This window comes from uncultured Ellagibacter sp., assembly GCF_934636505.1.
Taxonomy (GTDB): Bacteria; Actinomycetota; Coriobacteriia; order Coriobacteriales; family Eggerthellaceae; genus Ellagibacter.
In genome coordinates this window covers 1-20,433 of the sequence record NZ_CAKUAL010000037.1, presented here as the reverse complement: position 1 = coordinate 20,433, position 20,433 = coordinate 1, and the positions used below count along the sequence as shown (strand labels likewise).

Sequence of the window (20,433 nt, the reverse complement as noted above, 5' to 3'; positions counted from 1 at the left end):
GAAGCGTCAGGCGTCCCACCGTAAGCGGCGCGCACAGATGCGGATAATCTCGCTTCATCGAACTCCCCTTCTTATCGAAAATCCCCCTCCACCGCGCTGACCGGGCGCTTGCATCGCGCGGACCGGGCTGGCCGCCAGTCGCGCCCACGAGTTGCATCGCGCGGGCCGCGTCGCGCGGGCCACCGGCTCCCACACGATTGCACCCGGCAAGCGCGACGAGCGGGTGCGGCGCCCCTCCCCTTTCGGGCGCCGCCTTCCAAGCACTGCGCAGTCTAGTTCGACGGATGGTGCTTTTCAACCCAGCCTTCGTGGTTTTCCTGACGACCACGGGCGATGGCGAGCGCGCCGTCGGGCACGTCCTTCGTGATGACGGAGCCCGCAGCAACAAGCGTATGCGCACCCACGTTCACAGGAGCCACCATCATGGTGTCGCTGCCGATGAAGGCGCCGTCGCCGATGGTGGTCGGCCACTTCTTGGCGCCGTCGTAGTTGCAGGTGATCGAGCCGGCACCGACGTTCACGCCCTCGCCGAGCGTCGCGTCGCCGATGTAGCTCAGGTGAGGAACCTTACTACCGCGGCCGATTGTGGACTTCTTGATTTCCACATGAGTGCCAGCTTTCGCACCCTCGCACAGGTGCGCGCCAGGGCGCAGGTACGCGCGCGGACCGCACGTGGCCTCATCGTCGATGCGCGCCTCGATCGCGACCGTCTCGTCGATCGTGCAGCCCGAGCCGACGACGGTGTCGGTCAGGCGCGTGTTCGGGCCGATGACGGAATCCTCCCCTACCTGGGTTTTTCCCAAGAGGAAGGTCTGCGGGAGAAGCTCAACATCGGGCGCGATCTCCACGTCGGGGCCGATCCACACCGAGGCCGGATCCCACATGGTGACGCCCGCTGCCATGTGCTCCTTGTTGATGCGCGACTGCAGGGCGCACGTCGCCGCGGCCAGCTGGACGCGCGAGTTCACGCCAAGGCACTCGGAGACGTCGCTTGCGGGAAGCGCAAGCACGTCGCGCCCAGCGGCGCGGCAGATCTCGAGCACGTCGGTCAGGTAGAACTCGCCCTGCGCGTTGTCGCTTCCCACCTGCTCGAGCGCCTCGAAAAGCGCCTGCGCGTCGAAGCAGTAGAAGCCGGAATTGCATTCGGTGACGGCGGCCTCGGCGGCGTTCGCATCCTTCTGCTCGACGATACGCTCGACGCGCCCTTCGCCGTCGCGGATGATGCGCCCGTAGCCGAATGGGTCGTCGAGCTCCATAGTGAGCACCACGACCGCCGCGTTCGAGCGGGCGCGCATGTCGGCGAGCTCGCGAATGGTATCGGGCGTGATGAGCGGGCAGTCGCCCGACAGCACGAGCAGCGAGCCGTCGAAGCCGGCAAGCGCATCCTTGCAGGTGAGCACCGCGTCGGCCGTGCCGCGTTGCGCCTTCTGCACGACGACCTCGGTGTCGGACACCAAAGGCTCCACGATCTCGCGAGCGTGCCCCACCACCGACACGATGCGGTCGGCGCCGGCCTCGCGCGCGGCGTCAACGACCCAGCGAACGAGCGGCTTGCCGAGAATCTCGTGCGCGACCTTGGGTTTTTTCGATTTCATACGAGTTCCCGCACCTGCGGCGAGCACGATGGCGGCAGTATCCATTGAAACGACCTTCCGATTGGTTGAAAAATGCCAGGAAAAGTATAGCGCAACCCGAAACTGACACGTTCCCGCAGGCTGCAGGCTCACTGGTATACCATCAAAGATAATCGCTCATCGAGCACAGCGGCCGCTTGCACGCCTTCGCGCACAACCCCCTTGACCGCGAAGGCGCCCGAGGTGGCAACATATCCCTCGAAGGGCTGGGGACGCACGCCCCCTTCTGCCGCCCTTCCCATTTCTGCTTTGCAACGCGCGAGGGCGCGGAATTCTGCTTGCAAAGGATCATCAAGACGAGAACGCCATAGCACAGACGCATATTCGGATTCCGACCAGAGCGCACAGCCCCGCGAGCGCGCCTCGATCTATCGCCTCTCCTCCGCGCTCCTCGCGAAAGAGCCCTCTGCCGAGTTCCTGGCGCAGGCGGCGAACCTCGCGCCCGCCGTCCAAGGGGAGCTGGGGGAATACTTCGCGTCGCTTCGCGGCAGCGACATCGAGCAGGCGCGCGGCGATGCGGCGTCCGACTTCGCGGCGCTTCTGCTCAACATGTCGCCGAACCCCGTGATCGCCTACGAGTCGGTCTACACGAGCGAAGAGGTGCTTTTGATGCAGGACGCGCGCGATGCGGACTCTACCGGGGCCTCGCGAGCTCGCTTTCGCAATTCCTCGCCCTCGAGCGGGAAGACTTCAACCTCTAGCGGGGGCGCCCCGCGACGGGGAGCGAGGCGACAAGGGTCAACCAGGGGCAGAAAAACCCGCAGGGAGACGCGCCGCGGCGGCGCTAGCGCTTCTCCTTGAGGGAGACCGCCACCTCCGCGATACCCTCGCACCCCGCAAGCGCCTGCTCCACCTCGCGAATGACCTCGGGATCGTCGATTTCGCGAAGGAGCCTCTCGGATGCAACGTTGGCTTCCTCGCCCGCAGTCTGGCGGCGCATCTCGCTCGGGCCGAGAGACATGAAGGCCACACCCTGTTTCTGCGCCGACTTCGCCTGCACCGCGAGCAGCGAAAAGCCCACGACGCCCGCGACGAGCGAGGCTAAAAGGATGCCGAGCTTCGCCGCGGCGATCGTGGCCGTATCGACGTAGGCCAGGTTCGCCACAAAGATTGCCATCGTGAAGCCGACGCCGCCCAAAACCGCCGCGCCGAGCATATGCATCCAGGTCACGTTCTCAGGCAGGCTCGCCGCCCTCAGCTTCACCACAAGGAAGCTCGCGGCCATGATGCCAAGCGGCTTGCCCACCACCAGGCCGAAGAACGCGCCAAGCAGCGCCGGGTTCGAGAACAGGGCGCCCAGGTCGCTGCCCGCAAGCCCGACGTTCGCGTTCGTGAGCGCGAACAGGGGCAAGATCGCGAAGTACACCCAGGGGTAGAGCAGATGCTCCAAACGCGTCGCCGGGGGCACGACCTGCTTTGATACGCGCGCCAGCGAGGAGACCGTCTTCAGGTAATCCTCCTGCCCGATGACGGGTTCTTGCGCGTTGAAGGCGCTTTTCGCCTCGACGACGCGCTCGCCCGACCAGCGGATGAAGCTCTTCACGTTCACGCGCGAGCCGGAGGGAATCGCGAACGCAAGCAGCACGCCGGCGATGGTCGAGTGCACGCCCGACATGAACACGCAGTACCACAACACGGCCCCCACAAGCAGATACGCATACAGCGAGAACACGTGGCGCTTGTTCATGAGCAACAGCGCGCAGAAGACGACCGCCGCGCAGCCAAGCCACGGCAAAGACGGCGCCTGCCCGTAGAACACCGCGATGACGATGATTGCGATGATGTCGTCGGCGACGGCCAAGGTGCTCAAGAACACGCGCACCCCGTTCGGCACGCGATTGCCGAGAAGCGCCAAGATTCCCAGCGCGAACGCGATATCGGTCGCCGTCGGGACGCCCCAGCCGCCCGCCGTGTCGAGGTTGCCCACGCTGAGCGCGGAGTAGACGACCACGGGCACGAGCACGCCGCCCACCGCAGCGACGATGGGAAGAATCGCCTGGCGGATGTTCGTCAGCTCGCCCACCGTCATCTCGTATTTGATCTCCAAGCCCACAAGCAGGAAGAACACCGCCATAAGCACGTCGTTGATCACGTGCGAGAGAGGCATCGTCGCCTGCGTCTGCCCGAACACGAAGCCGACGTCGGTGTGCCAGAAATGGGAGAAGGCGTCGGCGACGGGAGAGTTCGCCACCACAAGCGCCGCGATCGCCGCGAGGAGCATCGCACCCGCCGCCTTCGTGGACGAGCTCGTGAACTGGATGAGCTTGCGATAGCGGGCCTGATGGCGCTGAACTTCGCTGATGTAGATGCGCCCCGGATCGGGGTTTTGCGCGCTGGGGTGCTCGGGTGCTGCAGGCGCATCGAGAGCCACGCTTTCCGCAGAGCGCTCTTCTTTGTGCGCAGATGAGGCACAATGTTCGGTCATGGGGAATCCAATCTATGCGCGAATAGCGCATACCACGGGGTCGGGCGTTTGCTGCATTATCCCTCAAATAACGGGTTCTTAACTTACAAAACCCCCTTTCACCTGCGAATGTAAGCGAAGCGTTGCCAAAATGGTCGCAAATACTCATCTCCGCCGACGCCGTTTTGCGCTATGCTGTACCTATCAGCTTCGAGGTAAGGAGCCAACATGTTCCATGCAGACGGGTATCGAAATCGCAGATAAACCCGCATGGACAAGGGCATCCTCCCAGGCTGTTTTTTATTCGCCACGATTGTGAGGTGGTAACTATGAGCATTACCGTATCCGGCCGCAAAATGCCTGTAACCGACGCGCTGCGCGCCTATGCCGAGGAGAAAATCGGCAACTCGATGAAGGTCATGGATATCGACCCCCTCAACGCCGAAGTCGTCCTGAGCAAAGAGAAGAACCCGGCGAACCCCTGCCCCGACACCTGCGAAGTCACACTGCGCACGAAGGGCCACATCATCCGCGTGGAAGAGCACGAAGACGATATGTACGCGGCAATCGACGTCGCTGCAGCGAAGGTGCTGCGCCAGCTTCGCAAGTACAAGACGCGCGTCATCGATCGCAAGACCCGCAACGGCGAGAAAACCGTCGACGCCTCGCCCATTCCCGTCTCCGAAGGGGAGCTCGACCTCGACGGGCTCATGAGCGAGCTGTCCGACGACGAGGTCGTGCGCGTGAAGGAAATCGAGTTCGCGCCGCTCACCGAGGAAGAAGCACTCGTGCAAATCGACCTTCTGGGCCACGATTTCTTCGCTTACACCGATCGCGACACGAACTTGGTGAATGTTCTTTACCGTCGCGACAATGGAGGTTACGGCCTTTTGAAGCAGAAGGAGTAGCGATAGGGTACAATACCTTCGCTAGTTCACTGTGAGAAAGGATGCCTTCAATGGCTACGCTTGATACCGTTAAAGAAGTTCTCGAATCGAACCTCGACATCGACCCCGAGAACGTGACCGAAGACGCCACCTTCGAAGACCTGGGAATCGACTCCCTGGACATGGTCGAGCTCATCTGCGATCTCGAGGAGAAGTGCAGCGTCGACTTCGGCGAGCCGGAAGGCCTCACCACCGTCGGTGACCTCGTCGAGTACATCGACAACCTTTAAGGTTTCACCACCGCAACGAAAGAGCCCGCATCTGCGGGCTCTTTTCTTTTTGGGGAATGCACGGCGGGGCGAAAACGCGTACGGCAACGGGAAAACGCGAGGGCATGCACCGCTGCCACAGCGAGACGCGAGGGCACGCGCGGCGGCTTCGACAAGATGCCGGAACGCGCGCGCCCGCGTCAGCAGGAAACCTACGAGCGATCGCGGCGAGAAAACCACGCGAGCACGGCGGCGGCCACAACGAGCAGACAGATCGTCGCCACGCGCCCGACGCTTAAAGGCTGGTATCCCACAGCGAAGATGCCCGCCCCGAACGCCGCCAGTACCACGCAAAGGACGGAGAGCCATTTCAGGTAGTGTTTTCTCTCCATGCTACGCCACGTCTTCCTCGCTCAAGCGGCCACGGAACGTGCGGTAGACGATGACGTGGTACACCAACACGAGCGGCACGCCGATACACGCGATGCCCGTCATCCAAGCAAGGGAAATCTCCGAGGATGCTGCCGTCGCCGCGGTGATCGAAGCGCCCACGCCAGCGGAATCGGCAACGACGAGCGTCGGGAACATCGACGTCGCCAGAAGCCCGATAAGGCAGACCGCGCCTGCGGACTGGGCGAGAAACGCACCCAAGTCGCTCCCCTTCGCGCGGCCCAGGTATATCGACACGATGAGAGCGATTGCGAAGAGTACGGCAAACACGCAGGCCACAGGCCACATTGCGGGCTCAATAGCGGGGCGGATGACCCCGAGCGTCATAACACCGCAGACCGCGAACAGCACGAGCGTCACAATCTGCAGAATGCCTCCGAGTTTGCGCGCCCGCGCACGAAGATCGCTTCCCTCGGGCGTTTTAAGCGCGATCCACAAGCATCCCGCCGTCAGGCACATCGCGAAACCGAGAAGCCCGACAAGCAGCGTGTACGGGGTGATGAGCCCCAGAAGCGGAACACCCGAGTAATCCCCGTTCGCCGCCATGGGAATACCCGCGAACGCATTGCCCACGGCAACCCCGAGCAGAAGCGCCGGTAGGAACGATCCCACGATGAAGCACACGTCCCACACGCGCGACCAGCTGGCGTCATGGGCACGGAACTCAAGCGAAACGGCGCGCACGATAAGCCCGAAGAGCACGAGCATCACCGCGAGGTAGAAGCCCGAGAACGTCGTGGCGTATGCTGCGGGGAACGCCGCGAACAACGCACCGCCCGCCGTGAGCAGCCAAACCTCGTTGCCGTCCCACACAGGGCCGATGCTGCGGCGGATATATGCGCGCTCGGTCTCGTTCTTCGCGAGGACCGGGTAGAGCACGCCCGCGCCCAAGTCGAATCCGTCGAGCACGAAATAGCCCGCGATCAGCACGAAGATCAGGAAGAACCACAGTATCTGAAGAATCGTCATTACTGCTCACCACCCTTTTCACCTGCACCGGCCACCGCAAGATTCCCATCGGCCGCCTTGGCGGCACCCTCATCAGGCCCCTGCTTCACGAAATGGGAGATGACGCGCACCCAGCCGATGAGGAGGAACAGGTAGACCGCGAGGAACAGCGCCAGCGTGATCAAAAGCTCAGGCGCCGACACGGATTGAGAAATCGCGTCGTTCGTCAAAAGAGCCACGCCGTCGGGACCGGTCGTCGAGGGATAGACGACCCATGGCTGACGCCCCACCTCCGCCGTGATCCAACCAACTTGAATGGCTACGAACGGGAACAGCGGCGAAATGACGAACAACTTCTGCAGCCAGCGCATCGAGCGGACGCGCCCGCCGCGCATGGTGAAGACAATCGCGAGAATCGCCGTTACCATGATGAGCCCATACATGGCGACCATCAGGTGATACGTTTGGAACACAAGGTTCACGGGCTGGTCGGCGACGTTCATGTCGGAATACTTCTCCTCCTGCGCGAGCGAGTGCAGGCCCTTGTACTCGGTATCCCACGTACCGGTCGCAAGGAAGCTCGTCCCGCCGGGAATGGCGAACGGAGTAATCACTTTCTCGTTTTCCTCGTCAACCCAGCCGAACGCGTAGAGCGGCGGCACCTCGTCGTTGTACATGCCCTCCATCATGGCGAGCTTGGTGGGCTGCTCTTCGGACACCTGAACGGCGGACGCATGCGCAGTCACGATCATGGCGCACGAGGCGACGATGCCGACAACAGCACCGATGCGCACCGTCTTCATGGCGAAGTCGGTGTGCTTGTTCTTGAGCAGGTACCACCCGCCCAAGGCGAGCGACGTGAACGCACCGATAATCAGCAGCGCAACGATCACGTGGAAGTAGCGCGGGGCAATCGAGGGGTTCATGGCCGCTGCGAGGAAGTCGGTGATGATGGCCTTCCTCCCATCGGTTGCAAGCTCGGCGCCGGCGGGCGTCTGCATCCACGAGTTAGCGATAAGGATCCAGAGCGCGCTTAAAAGGGAGCCTGCCCACACAAGCCACGCCGACACGGTGTAGAACTTGGGCGAAACCTTGTTACGGCCGAACAGCAAAACCCCCAAGAACACCGATTCCAAGAAGAAGGCGAACAGCGCCTCTGCGGCAAGCGGGGCGCCGAAGATGTCGCCTACGAAGCGCGAATAATCTGCCCAGTTCGTACCGAAGGAGAATTCCATTGTGATGCCCGTCGCCACACCGATGGCGAACGTCGCGGTGAAAATCTTTACCCAGAGACGCACCGCCGCGCCGTCCTTCTCGTCGCGCGAACGGTAGTACTTCGTCGCGAAAATCGCCGTAATCAGGCCAAGCCCGATCGAGAGCGGGACGAATATGAAGTGGTACGCAACGGTGAGCGCAAACTGGATACGTGAGAGTAAAGCAACGTCGGTCAAAATATCCATAACGCAACCCCCTCCTCTTCGCATATGCGATGATTGATTATTGGATGTCAGGATAGCACATTATCGATAACTATTCTCATTATTATTGGGATTTATTTTCGATAATGCACCTTGCAGAAAGTCCCTCTGCAAGCGGACAGCAAAAGCCTAGCCCCGCCGCGCGCAGTAGCCAAGCGCCGTATATGCGAAATGTTGTCAGGAAACCCTACGACTGCAGAGAGTTGCTATCCGCAGCGCGAAGAAACGCAGCCTTGACATCGGCAACCGAGTAGAGGCTGCCGAATGCGCAGATAAGGCCTTCGGGGCCGGCGATTTTACGCGCAGCAGAGACGGCATCGTCGAAATCGCCCGCAACCTCAACCGTTGTGCGAACGCCGAGTTCGTCGCACGTCTCGCGAATCGCCTCAGCGAGATCGGCCGCATCGAGGGCGCGCGGATTAGGCGGCGTCACGCACACGAAGGCGCTCGCCAACGGCGCGACAGCGCGAAGCATCGAGCGATAGTCTTTATCGGCAAGGATGCCAACAAGGAATACTGGCCTTTTATCGGGGAAAACGTCGCACAGCGAATCGGCGAGCACGCCCGCGCCCTGCGGGTTGTGGCCGCCATCGATCACCACAGTCGGCATACCCGCTGGTTGATCAAGCACTTCAAAGCGCGCAGGCCACCGCGTCTCGGCAATTCCACGAGCGATAGCCTCATCAGGAATCTCCCAGCCGCGCTCGCGCAGCGCACCAGCGATTTCGATAGCCATCGCCGCGTTCGAAGGCTGATAAGACCCCAAAAGCCGCGTCGCATACTCACACCCGCGATACGAGAACTGACGCATGGGAAGAGTCCCCTCAACCTGCGACATAGGGGTTCGGTGGGCATATGCCATGCTCAAACAGTCCTGAGCTCGCACGAACGTGCCAGAGGGCACGTTCGGCTCGTGCGGAACTGCGCGTGGCATACGCCCACCAAACCCGGCATCGATTGACGAACTTACTTGGAGCTTCTGGGCGGGGGCAACGTGCTCCGCGCGCAGTTCCGCAGCGAAGCGAGGACTGTCTGAGCACGGAGCATGCTGCCCCCGCTCAGAAGCGGTCTCGCAGGTTGAGCCTCCCTCGGCTCCCGCCTGGAGCTCTTGAGCATGAGGGGCGTGCTCCGCGCGCAGTTCCGCAGCGAAGCGAGGACTGTCTGAGCACGGAGCATGCCCCTCATGCTCAAGAGCGGTGCCGCGAGTCAACGGCGCAGCGCCCCTCGTCACCTTCCCCACCGAAAGCATCGAGAAATCAGGCACAACGAGCTTGTCGCCCACGCGCCGTGCCGCACCTTCCACCACCTCCATGGCGGAAGGCTCCTGCGGCCACGACACCACGGTTGAACCCTCTTTCACAATGCCCGCCTTCTCGTGGGCAATCTCGGCAAGTGTGCTGCCGAGCAGGTTCGTGTGGTCGAGCGCAATAGACACGATGGCCGCAACCTCGGACGCGGCGATGACGTTGGTGGAATCGAGCCGGCCGCCAAGCCCCACCTCGAGCACCACGATATCGCAGCCGACGTGCGCGAAATGCACGAGCGCCACGGCGGTCATCAGCTCGAACTCGGTGGGGTGCTCGCCACCTTCCGCCTCCATCGCCTCGGCGCACTCGCGCACACGAAGCGTTGCAGCCGTGAGGTCCTCATCTGAGATGTTGAGCCCGTTCACACGGATGCGCTCATGGAAGGTCTCCACGTAGGGGCTCGTGAAAAGCCCCGTCTTAAAGCCCGCCTCCGCAAGGATCGACGCCGCGAAGGCGCAGGTCGACCCCTTGCCGTTCGTGCCGGCGACATGGACGAACTTCAAGCGGTCCTGAGGGCGCCCCAGCCGATCGAGAAGCTCGCGGATGCGCTCAAGGCCGAGTCGGGACGTCAGCCAACGAGGCGTGTTGATGTATTCGATTGCGTCGAAAGGCATGCTTCCACCTTTTTAGAGAAGTTTTTGCTGCGAGAACGATTCATTCTCTTTCACTGGAGAAGGCTGCGGCGCATCCCCCGACTCATCAGGGAAAACAAGAGCGACCGAGCGCACTTGCTGCACCCCGTCTTCCCCGCCTGGCTGCAAACCATCGGGAGCGGCGGCAACGATGCCCGCCTGTCGCAAAAGCTCGCCGAGTGTCGCAAAATCGTTCTCCAACGCCTCGCGCTTGCTGCCATCGTAGAGCGCGGCCGCGGGATGGTAGATCGGAAAGACGCTGAAGCGGCCCGCATGCTGCAAGGTCCCATGCAGCCGCGTGATTCCCACCTCGGTCTTCAGGATGAACTGCGTGGCGAACTTGCCGAGCGTCACGATGAAGTCGGGCATGATGGTTCGCGTCTGTTCGCGCAGGAAAGGCGCGCACAGCTCGATTTCCTCAGGCCTGGGGTCGCGATTTCCAGGAGGGCGGCATTTCAGCACGTTCGCGATGTAGACGTCGTCGCGGGAAAGCCCCGCGATCGCAAGCAGGTCGTTGAGCATGTGCCCAGCGGCGCCCACGAATGGCTCGCCCTGCAAATCCTCATTGCGACCAGGCGCTTCCCCTACGAAAAGCACGCGGGCGCGAGGGTTTCCCACCCCGAACACCGTTTGCGTGCGCCCCTGCGAAAGCGGGCAGCGGTGACAAGCTTCCACCGCGGCGCGAATCTCGGGAAGGGGTATGTGCGGCTTGCCCATCTATACGTACACCTTCGGCAGGCGCATTCCAAAGGCGCAGGCCAGCTCGTAGTGAATCGTGCCGAGCTTGTTCGCCATGTCGTCGAGCGTCACCACGGAATCGCCCTGACGGCCGACGATGACCACCTCGTCGCCGATCTGCGGGTCGAGGCGACGACGGGTACCGTACGTGCGCAAGTCGACCTCGAACATGCACTGGTCCATGCAGATGTTGCCAACCTGGCGTACGCGCGTGCCGTCGACGATGAAGTCGGTGCGGCCGGAAAGACCGCGGTTCAAGCCGTCCGCATAGCCGACGGGCACCGTGCAAATCTTCACGCTGCCGGGGCTGCGGTAGTTCAGCCCGTAGCTCACGCCCTCGCTCATGGGGAGCGTGCGCGTGTCGGTGATGCGCGCATGAACGCTCATCGCGGGCTTGAGGTTGATCATCGAGCGCGTCTCCTGGCAGGTGTGCAGTCCGTAGAGCGACACGCCCCACCGCACCATGTCGAAGTGGACCTGCGGATAGCGGACCGTCGCGGCGGAGTTCGCGCAGTGCACGATGCCGGGGTCGATGCCCACCTCGCGCAGTGCGGAAATCGCCTCCGTGAAGCGCTTCACCTGGATGCCGAAGTCGAGCGTCCCCTCGCAGTCCGCCGTCGCGAAGTGCGTGAACGTGCCCACCAGATCGAGCGCGCGATGGAAGCTCACCTTCCGCATGAAATCGACCACGTCGTCGTAGCGTACGCCGATGCGGTTCATGCCCGTGTTCACCGCCAGGTGGAACGGCGCGCGAATGCCGTACTCGTCGGCCTTCTCGGCGTAGGCAATGGCGAACTCGGGCGTGTAGATGGACGGCATGATCTTGTAGGCGAGCAGCAGGGGCGCCGCCGTAGCAGGGGGCTCGGACAGAAGCACGATCGGCGCTCCCACCATGCCCTCGCGCAGCTTGATGCCCTCGTCGATCGTAGCGACTGCCAGGTAGTTCGCGCCCGATTGCAACGCGGTCTTCGCAACACGCACGGCGCCGTGACCGTACGCGTCGGACTTCACCACGGCAAGAAGACGCGTGCTCGGCTTGATGAGCGATCGCGCGACACCGACGTTGTGGCGAATGGCCGAAAGGTCGATTTCCACCCATGACCAGCGACGATCGGTTTCGGGAATCAGGGCAAGCTGGTCAGGGTCGAACGTGGGCTTTTCCGCCTGCTCATCCTTGGCGCCAGCCGCGCTTGTCTCATCGGGGGCCATCGCGCCAGACCTCCGTGCAGATTGTTGTTGCTGCTGTTGAGCTTTGCGAGCGAACCCCGTGAAGCCGTTGATGAGCTCCTCCACCGCTTCCAAGCCTTTCTCGTAACCTGTTATCGGTAGCAAAGTATAGCACTCATGAAAAACGCGCCCGAGCAATCAAGCTGTTCGGGCGCGTTTCGAAACAAAGCGGAAATAAATCGGCGTATATTTTAGTGCCCGCCGCCGGCCATCATCTTCACCGCATGGGGAAGCGCAGCGACGATGCCGTCCCAATTCTCGCGGGCGGCCTTCTCGCTTCCCGGCAGGTTGATAACGATGGAGTTGCCGCGCTGCATGCAGATTGCGCGCGAGAGCATCGCGTAGGGAGTGATCTGCAGGCTGTGGTATCGCATAGCCTCGGCGATACCGGGAACCTCGCGCTCGCACACGTCGCGCGTCGCCTCGGGGGTGTTGTCGCGCGGGGACAAGCCGCTTCCACCGCAGGTGAGCACGATGTCAACTTTCAGGTCGTCGGTGCAGCGCTTGATGGCGGCGGCGATTCCGGCGCGATCGTCCTTCACGATCATGTGCGTACGACAGGCCCAGCCTTGCTCCTCGATCAGCGACTCAAGCGCGTCACCTGCGGTATCGCACTCAGGGCCGCGCGTATCGGAACAGGTGATGATGGCGAATACCGGCTTCTCGACACTCATGGTTTTATCCTTTCTTCTTCCATCGGCGCCTCTGCGGCGCGAAATCATGGGGGGTTCTTTTAGATCAGCACTTCCTCGGAGACGTCGAGCAGCATGCAGTCGATCATCGAACCTACCGCACGAGACTCCAGCCCCTCGGGCATGATCGCCATGCAGTTGCTGCGCTGGATCGGCCCGAAAAGCCCCGAGCTCTGATTCTGCGCAGGGGTGACCAAATAACCTTCGTCGTCTTTCGTGAGCGTCGCGCGCAAGAAAATGCGGCGCGGATCCTTCTTCTTGGTGTCCTGGGACAAACGCGCGCGAACGACGGGGCGGTTGAAGTGGCTATAACCCTGCATCTTGCGCAGCGCCTGGCGGACGATCATCTCGAAACCGCAGTACGCCGCAGCGGGATTCCCGGGAAGGCCGAAGACGGGCGTACCCTTCACCAGGCCGAACGTCTGGGCTTTGCCGGGACGCATGTTCACGGTGGTCATGAGCAGCTCGCCCGTTCCCTCCACCACCGGCTTGATGAAGTCGAAATCGCCGTTTGCGGCACCGCCGGTCGTGATCACGAAATCATAGATTTCCACCGCGTCGAGTACCGTCTTCTCAAGCGCCTCGTAGGTGTCCTCCACGATGGGAAGAATGGTGGGAATGCAGCCGGCCGCCTTTGCGCATGCCGCAATGGCAAGGCTGTTCGAATTGCGGATCTTGCCGGCAGAGGGGACCTCGGAGGGGTCGATGAGCTCTGACCCCGTTGCCGCGATGGCGACCTTCGGACGTCGATGGACCGGCACCTGCAACACGCCACAGCCAGCAAGGAAGCCGACACCGGCGGAGGTGATGACCTCGCCTGCATGGACGATGACCTCGCCCGCATGGGCCTCTTCGCCCGCTTCGCGGATATTGTTGCGCAGCTTGGTCGGGGCGGTGAAGGAAACGCGGCTGCCCGGCTTGCCGTCACCCGAAACGACACCGACGATCTCGTACTTCACCACTGCATCCGCGGCGTCGGGAACGGGCGCGCCCGTCATGATGCGCACGCACTGGCCCGCCTCGATCGGCCCGTCGTACACCTCGCCTGCACCAATCTCGGCAATGACGTCGAGCTCCACCGGCTCGTCCTCGCTCGCACTCTCGAGCTCTGCCGCATGCACCGCGAAGCCGTCCATCGCCGAGTGGGCAAATGGCGCGATATCGATGTCGCTCGCCAAATCGGCGGCCGACACGCGGCCCACGGCGTCGAGAACCTCGACCACCTCCGTCGAAAGCGGCGCCACGTTCGCGAGAACGAGCGCTTGCGCCTCTTCCAGAGAAATCATCTCTGCCATCGAATCCCCTTTCATAGAAAAACGCGCCGCCGCGAAAGCGACGGCGCGCACACGTTCGATGGCATCTATTATAGCGTTTCGACTCGAAAGGCCACCGAGCGATTTCTTCTTACGCTTGCGGCACCTTGATGTTGTAGAACGCGGAAAGACCAGCGTATTCGGCCTGATCGCCCAGTTCTTCCTCGATGCGGAGAAGCTGATTGTACTTCGCGACGCGGTCGCTTCGGCACGGCGCGCCGGTCTTGATTTGGCCGGTGTTGCAGGCAACGGCCAAGTCGGCGATGGTCGTGTCCTCCGTCTCGCCCGAGCGGTGGCTCATGACGCACGCATAGCCCGCACGCTTCGCCATCTCGATCGCCTCGAGCGTCTCGGTGAGGCTGCCGATCTGGTTCACCTTGATGAGGATCGCGTTCGCGCAGCCAAGCTGGATGCCCTTCGCAAGGCGCTTGGAGTTCGTGACGAACAGGTCGTCGCCGACGAGCTGCACCTTGTCGCCGATACGGTCGGTCAGCGCCTTCCAGCCGTCCCAATCCTCCTCGGCCATGCCATCCTCGATGGAGATGATGGGGTACTTCTCGACGAGCGCGGCCCAGTAGTCGACCATTTCGGCGCTGGAAAGCTCGCGGCCTTCGCCCTTAAGCTCGTACTTGCCCGTCTCGGCGTTGTAGAACTCGGTGGAAGCCGGATCCATCGCGAACATGATGTCGACGCCCGGCTTGTAGCCCGCGGCCTCGCACGCGCGGACGATGTATTCGAGCGGCTCCTCGTTGGTGGTGAAGTTCGGCGCAAAACCGCCCTCGTCACCCACGCCACCGCCAAGGCCGGCCTCATGCAGGACCTTCTTGAGCGTGTGATAGATCTCCGCGCACCAGCGCAGCGCCTCGGCGAACGTGGGCGCGCCAACCGGCATGATCATGAATTCCTGGAAGTCGACGTTGTTGTCAGCGTGCACGCCGCCGTTCAGGATGTTCATCATCGGCGTGGGCAGCACATGCGCCCCGATGCCGCCGACGTACTTGTACAGGGGAAGCTGCGCAGATTCGGCTGCCGCCTTAGCGCAGGCAAGCGATGCGCCCAGAATGGCGTTTGCGCCGAGCGCACCCTTGTTGTCGGTGCCATCGATCTCGAGCATCGTCGCGTCGATAGCGCGCTGATCCTCGGCCTCGAAGCCGATAAGGGCCTCAGCGATTTCCTCGTTGACATGGGTCACAGCGTCCAGAACGCCCTTGCCCATATAGCGATGCGTGTCGCAATCGCGCAGTTCGACAGCCTCGAATGCGCCCGTCGACGCACCGGAGGGAACCGCAGCGCGACCGAACGAGCCGTCGTCAAGCGCCACTTCAACCTCAACCGTCGGGTTTCCGCGAGAGTCGAGAACCTCACGCCCGAATACGTCGATGATCATGCCCATGCAAAACCTCCCTGAAGGATTCTTTTCGTCCGACCGACGCAAACGCGGCCGAAACCCAACAGGGAAACTATACCACTACAACCGCGCATAGCCTCACACCCGCACCTGAAGCGCCCGCCTTAGCACGTTTGCGGGAAAGCGCGCAGACGGAGCGGCGTTCTAGAAGAAGAGGGCGAGAAACACGCAAGCCGCAATGCCGACAACGATTGCCGCCGCCCCCCGAATGCCGAGATGCGATTCCTCAAGGGCGCTTCGACGCCCATCCTTCGTCGGAGCGCCGTAGCAGCGTGCGTCCATCGCAGCTGCCAGGCGATCCGCACGCCGAAAGAGGGCAACGAAAAGCGCAACGAACACGCGCGCCCACGCGCGCAGCGTCTCGACAACGCCCGACCCCGAGAAGCGGGCACATCGCGACCACTGCGCATCGTGAACCTGGCAGAGCTCCTCGGCCGTCACGGGAATGAAGCGAAGCGCGATCGAGAGGGCGCACGCAGCATCGTCGACGGGAATCGGCGTGCGTTTGAGGGGAGCCATGAAGCTCGATGCCGCGCTCATCATCTCCGTCGAGGTCGTCGTGAAGCTCACGAGCAAGCTCGCGTACACCAAGATCACGACGCGAATCGCGTTGAACGCCCCTTTGGCGAAGCCGGCGGGAACAAAGCCGAACGTCCCCGCAAGGGCAATGGGATCGAATGCCGCGAAGGGGGCGGCCATGGACGCCTCGGCGTCGGAAAGATATATCGGCAGCGAAACATCCCAGGTGAACGAACAGAACGCAATGGCCACGGCGACCAAAACGTACGTCGGCGCCGAAAGCACGAAGACGCTTTTGGAGGGAACGCGGCTTATCGCGTGAACAAGCGCGTACAGCGCCGCGGCAATTGCGATCCCTGTCCATGTCTCAAGGAGAAACAGGGTGATCGAGAACGCAAGGAGCAGCGCGATCTTCACGCGCGGATCAGCCCGATGGAGAGGGGATGTCCCGAAATGATATGTCTTCACAGCTAAATGCACGCAAGCAGTATACCGACCAAACCGAGCAAGGCCGCGTCAAGTCGGCCTAAATGCAAAAAGAGAGCCGAGGCAGTGCCCCGACTCTCTCATACATCCCATAGAGGAAAAGCTATTCGGCCTTCTCCTCGGTTGCAGCCTCCTCGGCAGGAGCAGCTTCCTCAGCTGCAGCCTCTTCAGCAGGAGCAGCCTCTTCGGCAACTTCCTCAGCCTTAGCTTCCTCGGCCTTGGCTTCCTCAGCCTTAGCTTCCTCAGCAGCCTCGACCTTCTTCGGAGCAACCTTCTTGGCAGCCGGCTTCTCCTCGGTCTTGGTCTTCTTGGAAACAGGCTCAGTGCACAGCTCCATGATGACCATAGGAGCATTGTCACCTTTGCGGAAACCCAGCTTCATAATGCGGGTGTAGCCGCCCTGGCGGTCAGCGAACAGGCCCTGCTCAACCTTCTCGAAGATCTCGCGAACGAGCTCTTTGTCGTTGCCAAGAGCTGCGATAGCGAGACGACGGGAATGCAGGTCGCCCTTCTTCGCCCAGGTGATGATTTTGTCGACGTCAGGACGGATCTCCTTGGCGCGCGACTCGACCGTCTTGATGCGGTCGTTCAGGAAAAGGGCTTTGACAAGGCTGCGCTTCATAGCCTTAGTGTGGCTCCAGTCGGTGCCGAGCTTGCGCCCCTTCTTGTTGTGTCTCATGATCTCGGTCTCCTATTGCTTCAAATTGAGGTCCATGGAAATGAGTTTGTCCTTCACTTCCTCGATGGACTTCGCACCAAAGTTCCTGATGTTCAGCAGGTCGTTCTCGGAGAACTCGACGAGCTGACGGACGGAATGAATGCCAGCGCGCTTCAGGCAGTTGTAGGAGCGGACGGAAAGGTCCAAATCCTCGATCTGCTTGTCGAGCTCGGCATTGGACTCCTGACCCTCGGGCGCGAAGATGGAGGGAGCTTCCTCCCCTTCTTCCTCGTCGGTATTCGAAAGGCTCAGGAACGCGCCCATGTACTGGTTCACGATGTTCGCAGCACGGCACACGGCCTCAGTCGGGGCGATGCTACCGTCGGTCTCGACTTCGAGGACGAGCTTGTCGTAGTCGGTACGCTGACCAACGCGCGTGTCGGACACGTTCAGCGTGCAGCGGCGAACCGGCGAGAACAGCGAGTCGACATGGATGACCCCGATGGGATCTTCCGTGCGCTTGTTGCGCTCGGCGGAGACGTAGCCGCGGCCGACGCCGATGCGAATCGTCATGTCGAGCGTGCCGCCGTCGGCGACCGTCGCGATGACGTGCTCGGGGTTCACGAGCGTGAACTCGGTCGGGACGTCGAGGTCGGCGCCGGTAACCGTGCACGGACCCTCGGCGAGCACGTGAGCAGTCGCCTCGGTGACGTCGTCGTTCAGAGCCGAGAAAACAAGGCCCTTCACGTTCAGCACGATGTCGGTGATGTCCTCGATGACGCCCTCAGCCGTGGTGAACTCATGCTGCACGCCCTCGATCTGGATGGCAGTCGCTTTCGCGCCGTCAAGCGAGGAGAGCAGCACGCGACGCAGGCTGTTGCCAAGAGTATGGCCATAACCGCGCTCGAGAGGCTCGACGATGTAACGAGCCACCGTGTCGTTGACTTCTTCCGTTGTTACAGTAGGCCTCATGAACTCTGTCATGTTTTAAAAGCCTCCTTACTATGCTGCGATTACTTCGAGTAAAGTTCGACAATAAGCTGTTCGTTAATGTCCAAATCGATTTGATCGCGCTGCGGAAGGGCCAACACGTTGCCCTGGAGTTTCTCGATGTCAACCTCGAGCCAAGCAGGAACCTCGAAACGAGCGTTGGAAACGAGAGCGCTCTTGATGACGAGGAGCTCCTTGGATTTCGGAGCCACGGAGACGACGTCGCCGGCCTTCACGCGGTAGGAAGGAACGTCGACACGACGACCGTTGACCATGATGTGGCCGTGGGTGACGATCTGACGAGCTTCCTTGCGGGTACGGGCGAAACCGAGACGGAAGATGACGCTGTCGAGACGGGACTCGAGGATGCGCATCAGGTTCTCGCCGGTGATGCCGGGCATGGCCTTTGCCTTCTCGAAGTAGCCATGGAACTGCTTCTCGAGAACGCCGTAGATGAACTTCACCTTCTGCTTCTCGCGCAGCTGCATGCCGTACTCGGATTCCTTGCGACGACGCTTGGGCTCGCGCTTGGAGGTTTTAGAGCTGCTGTACCCCAGCACAACGGGATCAAGGCCCAGCTGGCGGCAGCGCTTAAGAACCGGAGTTCTGTTAATTGCCATGGTTATATGATCCTTTCAACTACACGCGACGACGCTTGCACGGACGGCAACCGTTGTGCGGGATGGGGGTGCAATCCTGGATGCTCGCGATTTCGAGGCCAGCTGCCTGCAGGGAGCGGATTGCGGTCTCGCGACCGGAACCGGGACCCTTCACGTAAACGGCAACCTTCTTGAGGCCGTGCTCCATCGCGGTCTTGGCAGCAGCTTCCGCAGCCATCTGCGCCGCGAACGGCGTGGACTTGCGGGAGCCCTTAAAGCCGACGGTGCCGGCGGACTGCCAGGAGATCACATTGCCCTGAGGATCGGTGATGCTCACAATGGTGTTGTTGAACGTGGATTTGATATGTGCGGCGCCAACGGCAATGTTCTTGCGCTCGGAGCGCTTGATGCGCGCACGCACTTGTTTCTTAGCTGCCACTTATCTGCTCCCTTACTTCTTCTTGCCGCCGATTTGCTTACGCGGGCCCTTGCGGGTGCGTGCATTGGTGTGGGTACGCTGACCGCGAACGGGCAGACCCTTGCGGTGACGAAGGCCACGGTAGCAGCCGATTTCCATGAGGCGCTTCACGTTCTGGGAAACTTCGCGGTGCAGGTCGCCCTCAACCGTGAGGTTCTCCTGGATGTAATCGCGGAGCTTGCCGAGATCCTCTTCGGAGAGGTCCTTCACGCGGATGTCCGGGTTCACGCCGGTTTCCGCGAGGATCTTCTTGGAGGTCGTGAGGCCAATGCCGTAGATGTAGGTCAAGCCGACTTCAATGCGCTTATCGCGAGGAAGGTCGACACCAACGAGACGTGCCATAGGTTAATTCCCCTTCTTTCTTCCTAGCCCTGACGCTGCTTATGACGAGGGTTCTCGCAGATGACGAGAACCTTGCCATGGCGTCGGATGATTTTGCACTTGTCGCACATTTTCTTGACCGAAGGACGTACCTTCATTTCTCAATTCCTTTCGGTTATGCGTTCTCTTCTATATACAAACGTCCAGCCGCAGACGTTATTGCCGAGATTCGGCGAGGGAAACCCGCGGGTTCCCTACTTGAAGCGGTACGTGATGCGCCCGCGATTCAAGTCGTAGACGGACAACTCGACCGTGACCTTGTCGCCAGGGAGGATCTTGATGTAGTGCATACGCATCTTCCCCGAAATGTGGGCCAGGATCTCGTGGCCGTTCTCGAGCTCGACCTTGAACATCGCGTTCGGCAACGCTTCAAGGACCGTGCCCTCAAGCTCGATGACATCTTGTTTCGCCAACTGTGCTCTCCTCTTAATGTGGACTTAAGACAGCAACACGAGATGATATCAAACATATAAAGTTGTGTGGGAGATTTGAGCGCAAAAGCACACAAAACCAACAAACCTGTGGTTTTCGAAATACCTGCTTGCCAGGCCCGCGGTCATGCCGCGCGATTGTCGCTCCGCTTTATCCGGAGTGGAATCGCCAGGTATTCGCGCTTTCGGGAAGCGCAGCCGCCTTGTCGGCTTTTCGTGACTGGTGCCAGCTTGGTTGCTATGGCCCCAGCCGAACGCTGCTTTGCTGCATCCAAGATGGCTGGGGTACCAGGATTCGAACCTAGATAGCTGGTACCAAAAACCAGAGTCCTGCCGTTGGACGATACCCCAGTCTGGATTGGTGCAGACCCAAAGCAGGTCTTACGCAATCGGAATGGTGGGCCGTCGGGGATTCGAACCCCGGGCCTTGGGATTAAAAGTCCCCTGCTCTGCCAACTGAGCTAACGGCCCTCTTATCCAATAGCGCAACTGTATATGCTAGCG

21 protein-coding genes and 2 tRNA genes are annotated in these 20,433 nt (G+C 61.5%); 2 read left to right on the top strand and 21 right to left on the bottom strand.

Translation table 11 applies throughout. From position 1 onward, the window contains the following. Positions 1-272: 272 nt before the first annotated feature. The gene (glmU, locus tag Q0G18_RS05765) at positions 273-1,640 is read right to left on the bottom strand and encodes a bifunctional UDP-N-acetylglucosamine diphosphorylase/glucosamine-1-phosphate N-acetyltransferase GlmU (protein ID WP_297150599.1); all 1,368 of its coding nucleotides are present in this window, start codon (positions 1,638-1,640) and stop codon (positions 273-275) included. 778 nt (positions 1,641-2,418) lie between these two features. Further along, positions 2,419-4,059: a Na+/H+ antiporter NhaA gene (nhaA, locus tag Q0G18_RS05760; RefSeq protein WP_297150596.1), complete on the bottom strand. Its 1,641-nt coding sequence runs from the start codon at positions 4,057-4,059 to the stop codon at positions 2,419-2,421. 308 nt (positions 4,060-4,367) lie between these two features. Between nhaA and raiA the strand changes: the two genes are divergently transcribed. Together raiA and Q0G18_RS05750 are read left to right on the top strand one after the other, a co-directional pair. Beyond that, positions 4,368-4,946, top strand: a complete 579-nt coding sequence (raiA, locus tag Q0G18_RS05755) for a ribosome-associated translation inhibitor RaiA (RefSeq protein WP_158048656.1) — start codon at positions 4,368-4,370, stop codon at positions 4,944-4,946. Between the two features lie 50 nt (positions 4,947-4,996). Continuing rightward, the gene (locus Q0G18_RS05750; RefSeq protein ID WP_296060580.1) at positions 4,997-5,215 is read left to right on the top strand and encodes an acyl carrier protein; all 219 of its coding nucleotides are present in this window, start codon (positions 4,997-4,999) and stop codon (positions 5,213-5,215) included. 191 nt (positions 5,216-5,406) lie between these two features. Here the strand turns inward: Q0G18_RS05750 and Q0G18_RS05745 are convergent, their stop codons facing one another. From Q0G18_RS05745 to Q0G18_RS05655, 19 genes are all read right to left on the bottom strand, one after another. After that, on the bottom strand, positions 5,407-5,586 hold the full coding sequence (locus Q0G18_RS05745) for a preprotein translocase subunit SecE (RefSeq protein WP_297150592.1): 180 nt from the start codon (positions 5,584-5,586) through the stop codon (positions 5,407-5,409). Between the two features lies 1 nt (position 5,587). Then, positions 5,588-6,613 (bottom strand): cytochrome d ubiquinol oxidase subunit II, encoded by a 1,026-nt coding sequence (gene cydB / locus Q0G18_RS05740; RefSeq protein ID WP_297150590.1) that lies wholly within the window; start codon positions 6,611-6,613, stop codon positions 5,588-5,590. Further along, positions 6,613-8,052, bottom strand: coding sequence for a cytochrome ubiquinol oxidase subunit I (locus Q0G18_RS05735; protein WP_297150587.1), 1,440 nt, complete (start codon positions 8,050-8,052; stop codon positions 6,613-6,615). Before Q0G18_RS05735 ends, cydB begins: the two co-directional genes overlap by 1 nt. 205 nt (positions 8,053-8,257) lie before the next feature. Further along, positions 8,258-9,991 carry a folylpolyglutamate synthase/dihydrofolate synthase family protein gene (locus tag Q0G18_RS05730; protein ID WP_297150582.1) on the bottom strand — a complete coding sequence of 578 codons (1,734 nt, stop codon included), beginning with the start codon at positions 9,989-9,991 and terminating at the stop codon, positions 8,258-8,260. A gap of 12 nt (positions 9,992-10,003) precedes the next feature. Next, positions 10,004-10,726, bottom strand: coding sequence for a uracil-DNA glycosylase (locus Q0G18_RS05725; RefSeq protein ID WP_297150580.1), 723 nt, complete (start codon positions 10,724-10,726; stop codon positions 10,004-10,006). Beyond that, positions 10,727-11,956, bottom strand: a complete 1,230-nt coding sequence (gene alr, locus Q0G18_RS05720; protein WP_297150602.1) for an alanine racemase — start codon at positions 11,954-11,956, stop codon at positions 10,727-10,729. Between the two features lie 209 nt (positions 11,957-12,165). Beyond that, positions 12,166-12,648, bottom strand: a complete 483-nt coding sequence (locus tag Q0G18_RS05715; RefSeq protein ID WP_297150578.1) for a MogA/MoaB family molybdenum cofactor biosynthesis protein — start codon at positions 12,646-12,648, stop codon at positions 12,166-12,168. A gap of 59 nt (positions 12,649-12,707) precedes the next feature. Beyond that, entirely contained in the window at positions 12,708-13,961 is a 1,254-nt protein-coding gene (gene glp, locus Q0G18_RS05710; RefSeq protein ID WP_297150575.1) for a gephyrin-like molybdotransferase Glp, read from the bottom strand. A 109-nt stretch (positions 13,962-14,070) separates the two neighbouring features. Beyond that, on the bottom strand, positions 14,071-15,372 hold the full coding sequence (gene eno / locus Q0G18_RS05705) for a phosphopyruvate hydratase (protein WP_276997933.1): 1,302 nt from the start codon (positions 15,370-15,372) through the stop codon (positions 14,071-14,073). Positions 15,373-15,531: 159 nt separating this feature from the next. Beyond that, entirely contained in the window at positions 15,532-16,374 is an 843-nt protein-coding gene (locus tag Q0G18_RS05700) for an energy-coupling factor transporter transmembrane protein EcfT (RefSeq protein WP_297150572.1), read from the bottom strand. Between the two features lie 121 nt (positions 16,375-16,495). Next, entirely contained in the window at positions 16,496-17,071 is a 576-nt protein-coding gene (gene rplQ, locus Q0G18_RS05695) for a 50S ribosomal protein L17 (protein ID WP_297150569.1), read from the bottom strand. 12 nt (positions 17,072-17,083) lie between these two features. Then, a complete protein-coding gene (locus tag Q0G18_RS05690) occupies positions 17,084-18,034 on the bottom strand; it encodes a DNA-directed RNA polymerase subunit alpha (protein WP_158048645.1) in 951 nt (316 codons plus the stop codon). Positions 18,035-18,063: 29 nt separating this feature from the next. After that, entirely contained in the window at positions 18,064-18,660 is a 597-nt protein-coding gene (gene rpsD, locus Q0G18_RS05685; protein ID WP_158048644.1) for a 30S ribosomal protein S4, read from the bottom strand. Positions 18,661-18,679: 19 nt separating this feature from the next. Further along, entirely contained in the window at positions 18,680-19,078 is a 399-nt protein-coding gene (gene rpsK / locus Q0G18_RS05680) for a 30S ribosomal protein S11 (protein ID WP_158048643.1), read from the bottom strand. Positions 19,079-19,090: 12 nt separating this feature from the next. Beyond that, a complete protein-coding gene (gene rpsM / locus Q0G18_RS05675) occupies positions 19,091-19,459 on the bottom strand; it encodes a 30S ribosomal protein S13 (protein WP_296060609.1) in 369 nt (122 codons plus the stop codon). Positions 19,460-19,482: 23 nt separating this feature from the next. After that, positions 19,483-19,596 (bottom strand): 50S ribosomal protein L36, encoded by a 114-nt coding sequence (gene rpmJ, locus Q0G18_RS05670; RefSeq protein WP_006363204.1) that lies wholly within the window; start codon positions 19,594-19,596, stop codon positions 19,483-19,485. 96 nt (positions 19,597-19,692) lie between these two features. Continuing rightward, positions 19,693-19,911: a translation initiation factor IF-1 gene (gene infA, locus Q0G18_RS05665; RefSeq protein WP_158048641.1), complete on the bottom strand. Its 219-nt coding sequence runs from the start codon at positions 19,909-19,911 to the stop codon at positions 19,693-19,695. Between the two features lie 295 nt (positions 19,912-20,206). Continuing rightward, positions 20,207-20,280: transfer RNA gene (locus Q0G18_RS05660), tRNA-Gln, on the bottom strand. 44 nt (positions 20,281-20,324) lie between these two features. Beyond that, positions 20,325-20,400 (bottom strand) — tRNA-Lys (locus Q0G18_RS05655). Positions 20,401-20,433: the final 33 nt, after the last annotated feature.

Bases quoted from the DNA above. Each gene is read 5' to 3' on its own strand.
- glmU (WP_297150599.1), bottom strand. From the start codon at position 1,640: ATGGATACTGCCGCCATCGTGCTCGCCGCAGGTGCGGGAACTCGTATG.
- nhaA (WP_297150596.1), bottom strand. From the start codon at position 4,059: ATGACCGAACATTGTGCCTCATCTGCGCACAAAGAAGAGCGCTCTGCG.
- raiA (WP_158048656.1), top strand. From the start codon at position 4,368: ATGAGCATTACCGTATCCGGCCGCAAAATGCCTGTAACCGACGCGCTG.
- Q0G18_RS05750 (WP_296060580.1), top strand. From the start codon at position 4,997: ATGGCTACGCTTGATACCGTTAAAGAAGTTCTCGAATCGAACCTCGAC.
- Q0G18_RS05745 (WP_297150592.1), bottom strand. From the start codon at position 5,586: ATGGAGAGAAAACACTACCTGAAATGGCTCTCCGTCCTTTGCGTGGTA.
- cydB (WP_297150590.1), bottom strand. From the start codon at position 6,613: ATGACGATTCTTCAGATACTGTGGTTCTTCCTGATCTTCGTGCTGATC.
- Q0G18_RS05735 (WP_297150587.1), bottom strand. From the start codon at position 8,052: ATGGATATTTTGACCGACGTTGCTTTACTCTCACGTATCCAGTTTGCG.
- Q0G18_RS05730 (WP_297150582.1), bottom strand. From the start codon at position 9,991: ATGCCTTTCGACGCAATCGAATACATCAACACGCCTCGTTGGCTGACG.
- Q0G18_RS05725 (WP_297150580.1), bottom strand. From the start codon at position 10,726: ATGGGCAAGCCGCACATACCCCTTCCCGAGATTCGCGCCGCGGTGGAA.
- alr (WP_297150602.1), bottom strand. From the start codon at position 11,956: ATGGCCCCCGATGAGACAAGCGCGGCTGGCGCCAAGGATGAGCAGGCG.
- Q0G18_RS05715 (WP_297150578.1), bottom strand. From the start codon at position 12,648: ATGAGTGTCGAGAAGCCGGTATTCGCCATCATCACCTGTTCCGATACG.
- glp (WP_297150575.1), bottom strand. From the start codon at position 13,961: ATGGCAGAGATGATTTCTCTGGAAGAGGCGCAAGCGCTCGTTCTCGCG.
- eno (WP_276997933.1), bottom strand. From the start codon at position 15,372: ATGGGCATGATCATCGACGTATTCGGGCGTGAGGTTCTCGACTCTCGC.
- rplQ (WP_297150569.1), bottom strand. From the start codon at position 17,071: ATGAGACACAACAAGAAGGGGCGCAAGCTCGGCACCGACTGGAGCCAC.
- Q0G18_RS05690 (WP_158048645.1), bottom strand. From the start codon at position 18,034: ATGACAGAGTTCATGAGGCCTACTGTAACAACGGAAGAAGTCAACGAC.
- rpsD (WP_158048644.1), bottom strand. From the start codon at position 18,660: ATGGCAATTAACAGAACTCCGGTTCTTAAGCGCTGCCGCCAGCTGGGC.
- rpsM (WP_296060609.1), bottom strand. From the start codon at position 19,459: ATGGCACGTCTCGTTGGTGTCGACCTTCCTCGCGATAAGCGCATTGAA.
- rpmJ (WP_006363204.1), bottom strand. From the start codon at position 19,596: ATGAAGGTACGTCCTTCGGTCAAGAAAATGTGCGACAAGTGCAAAATC.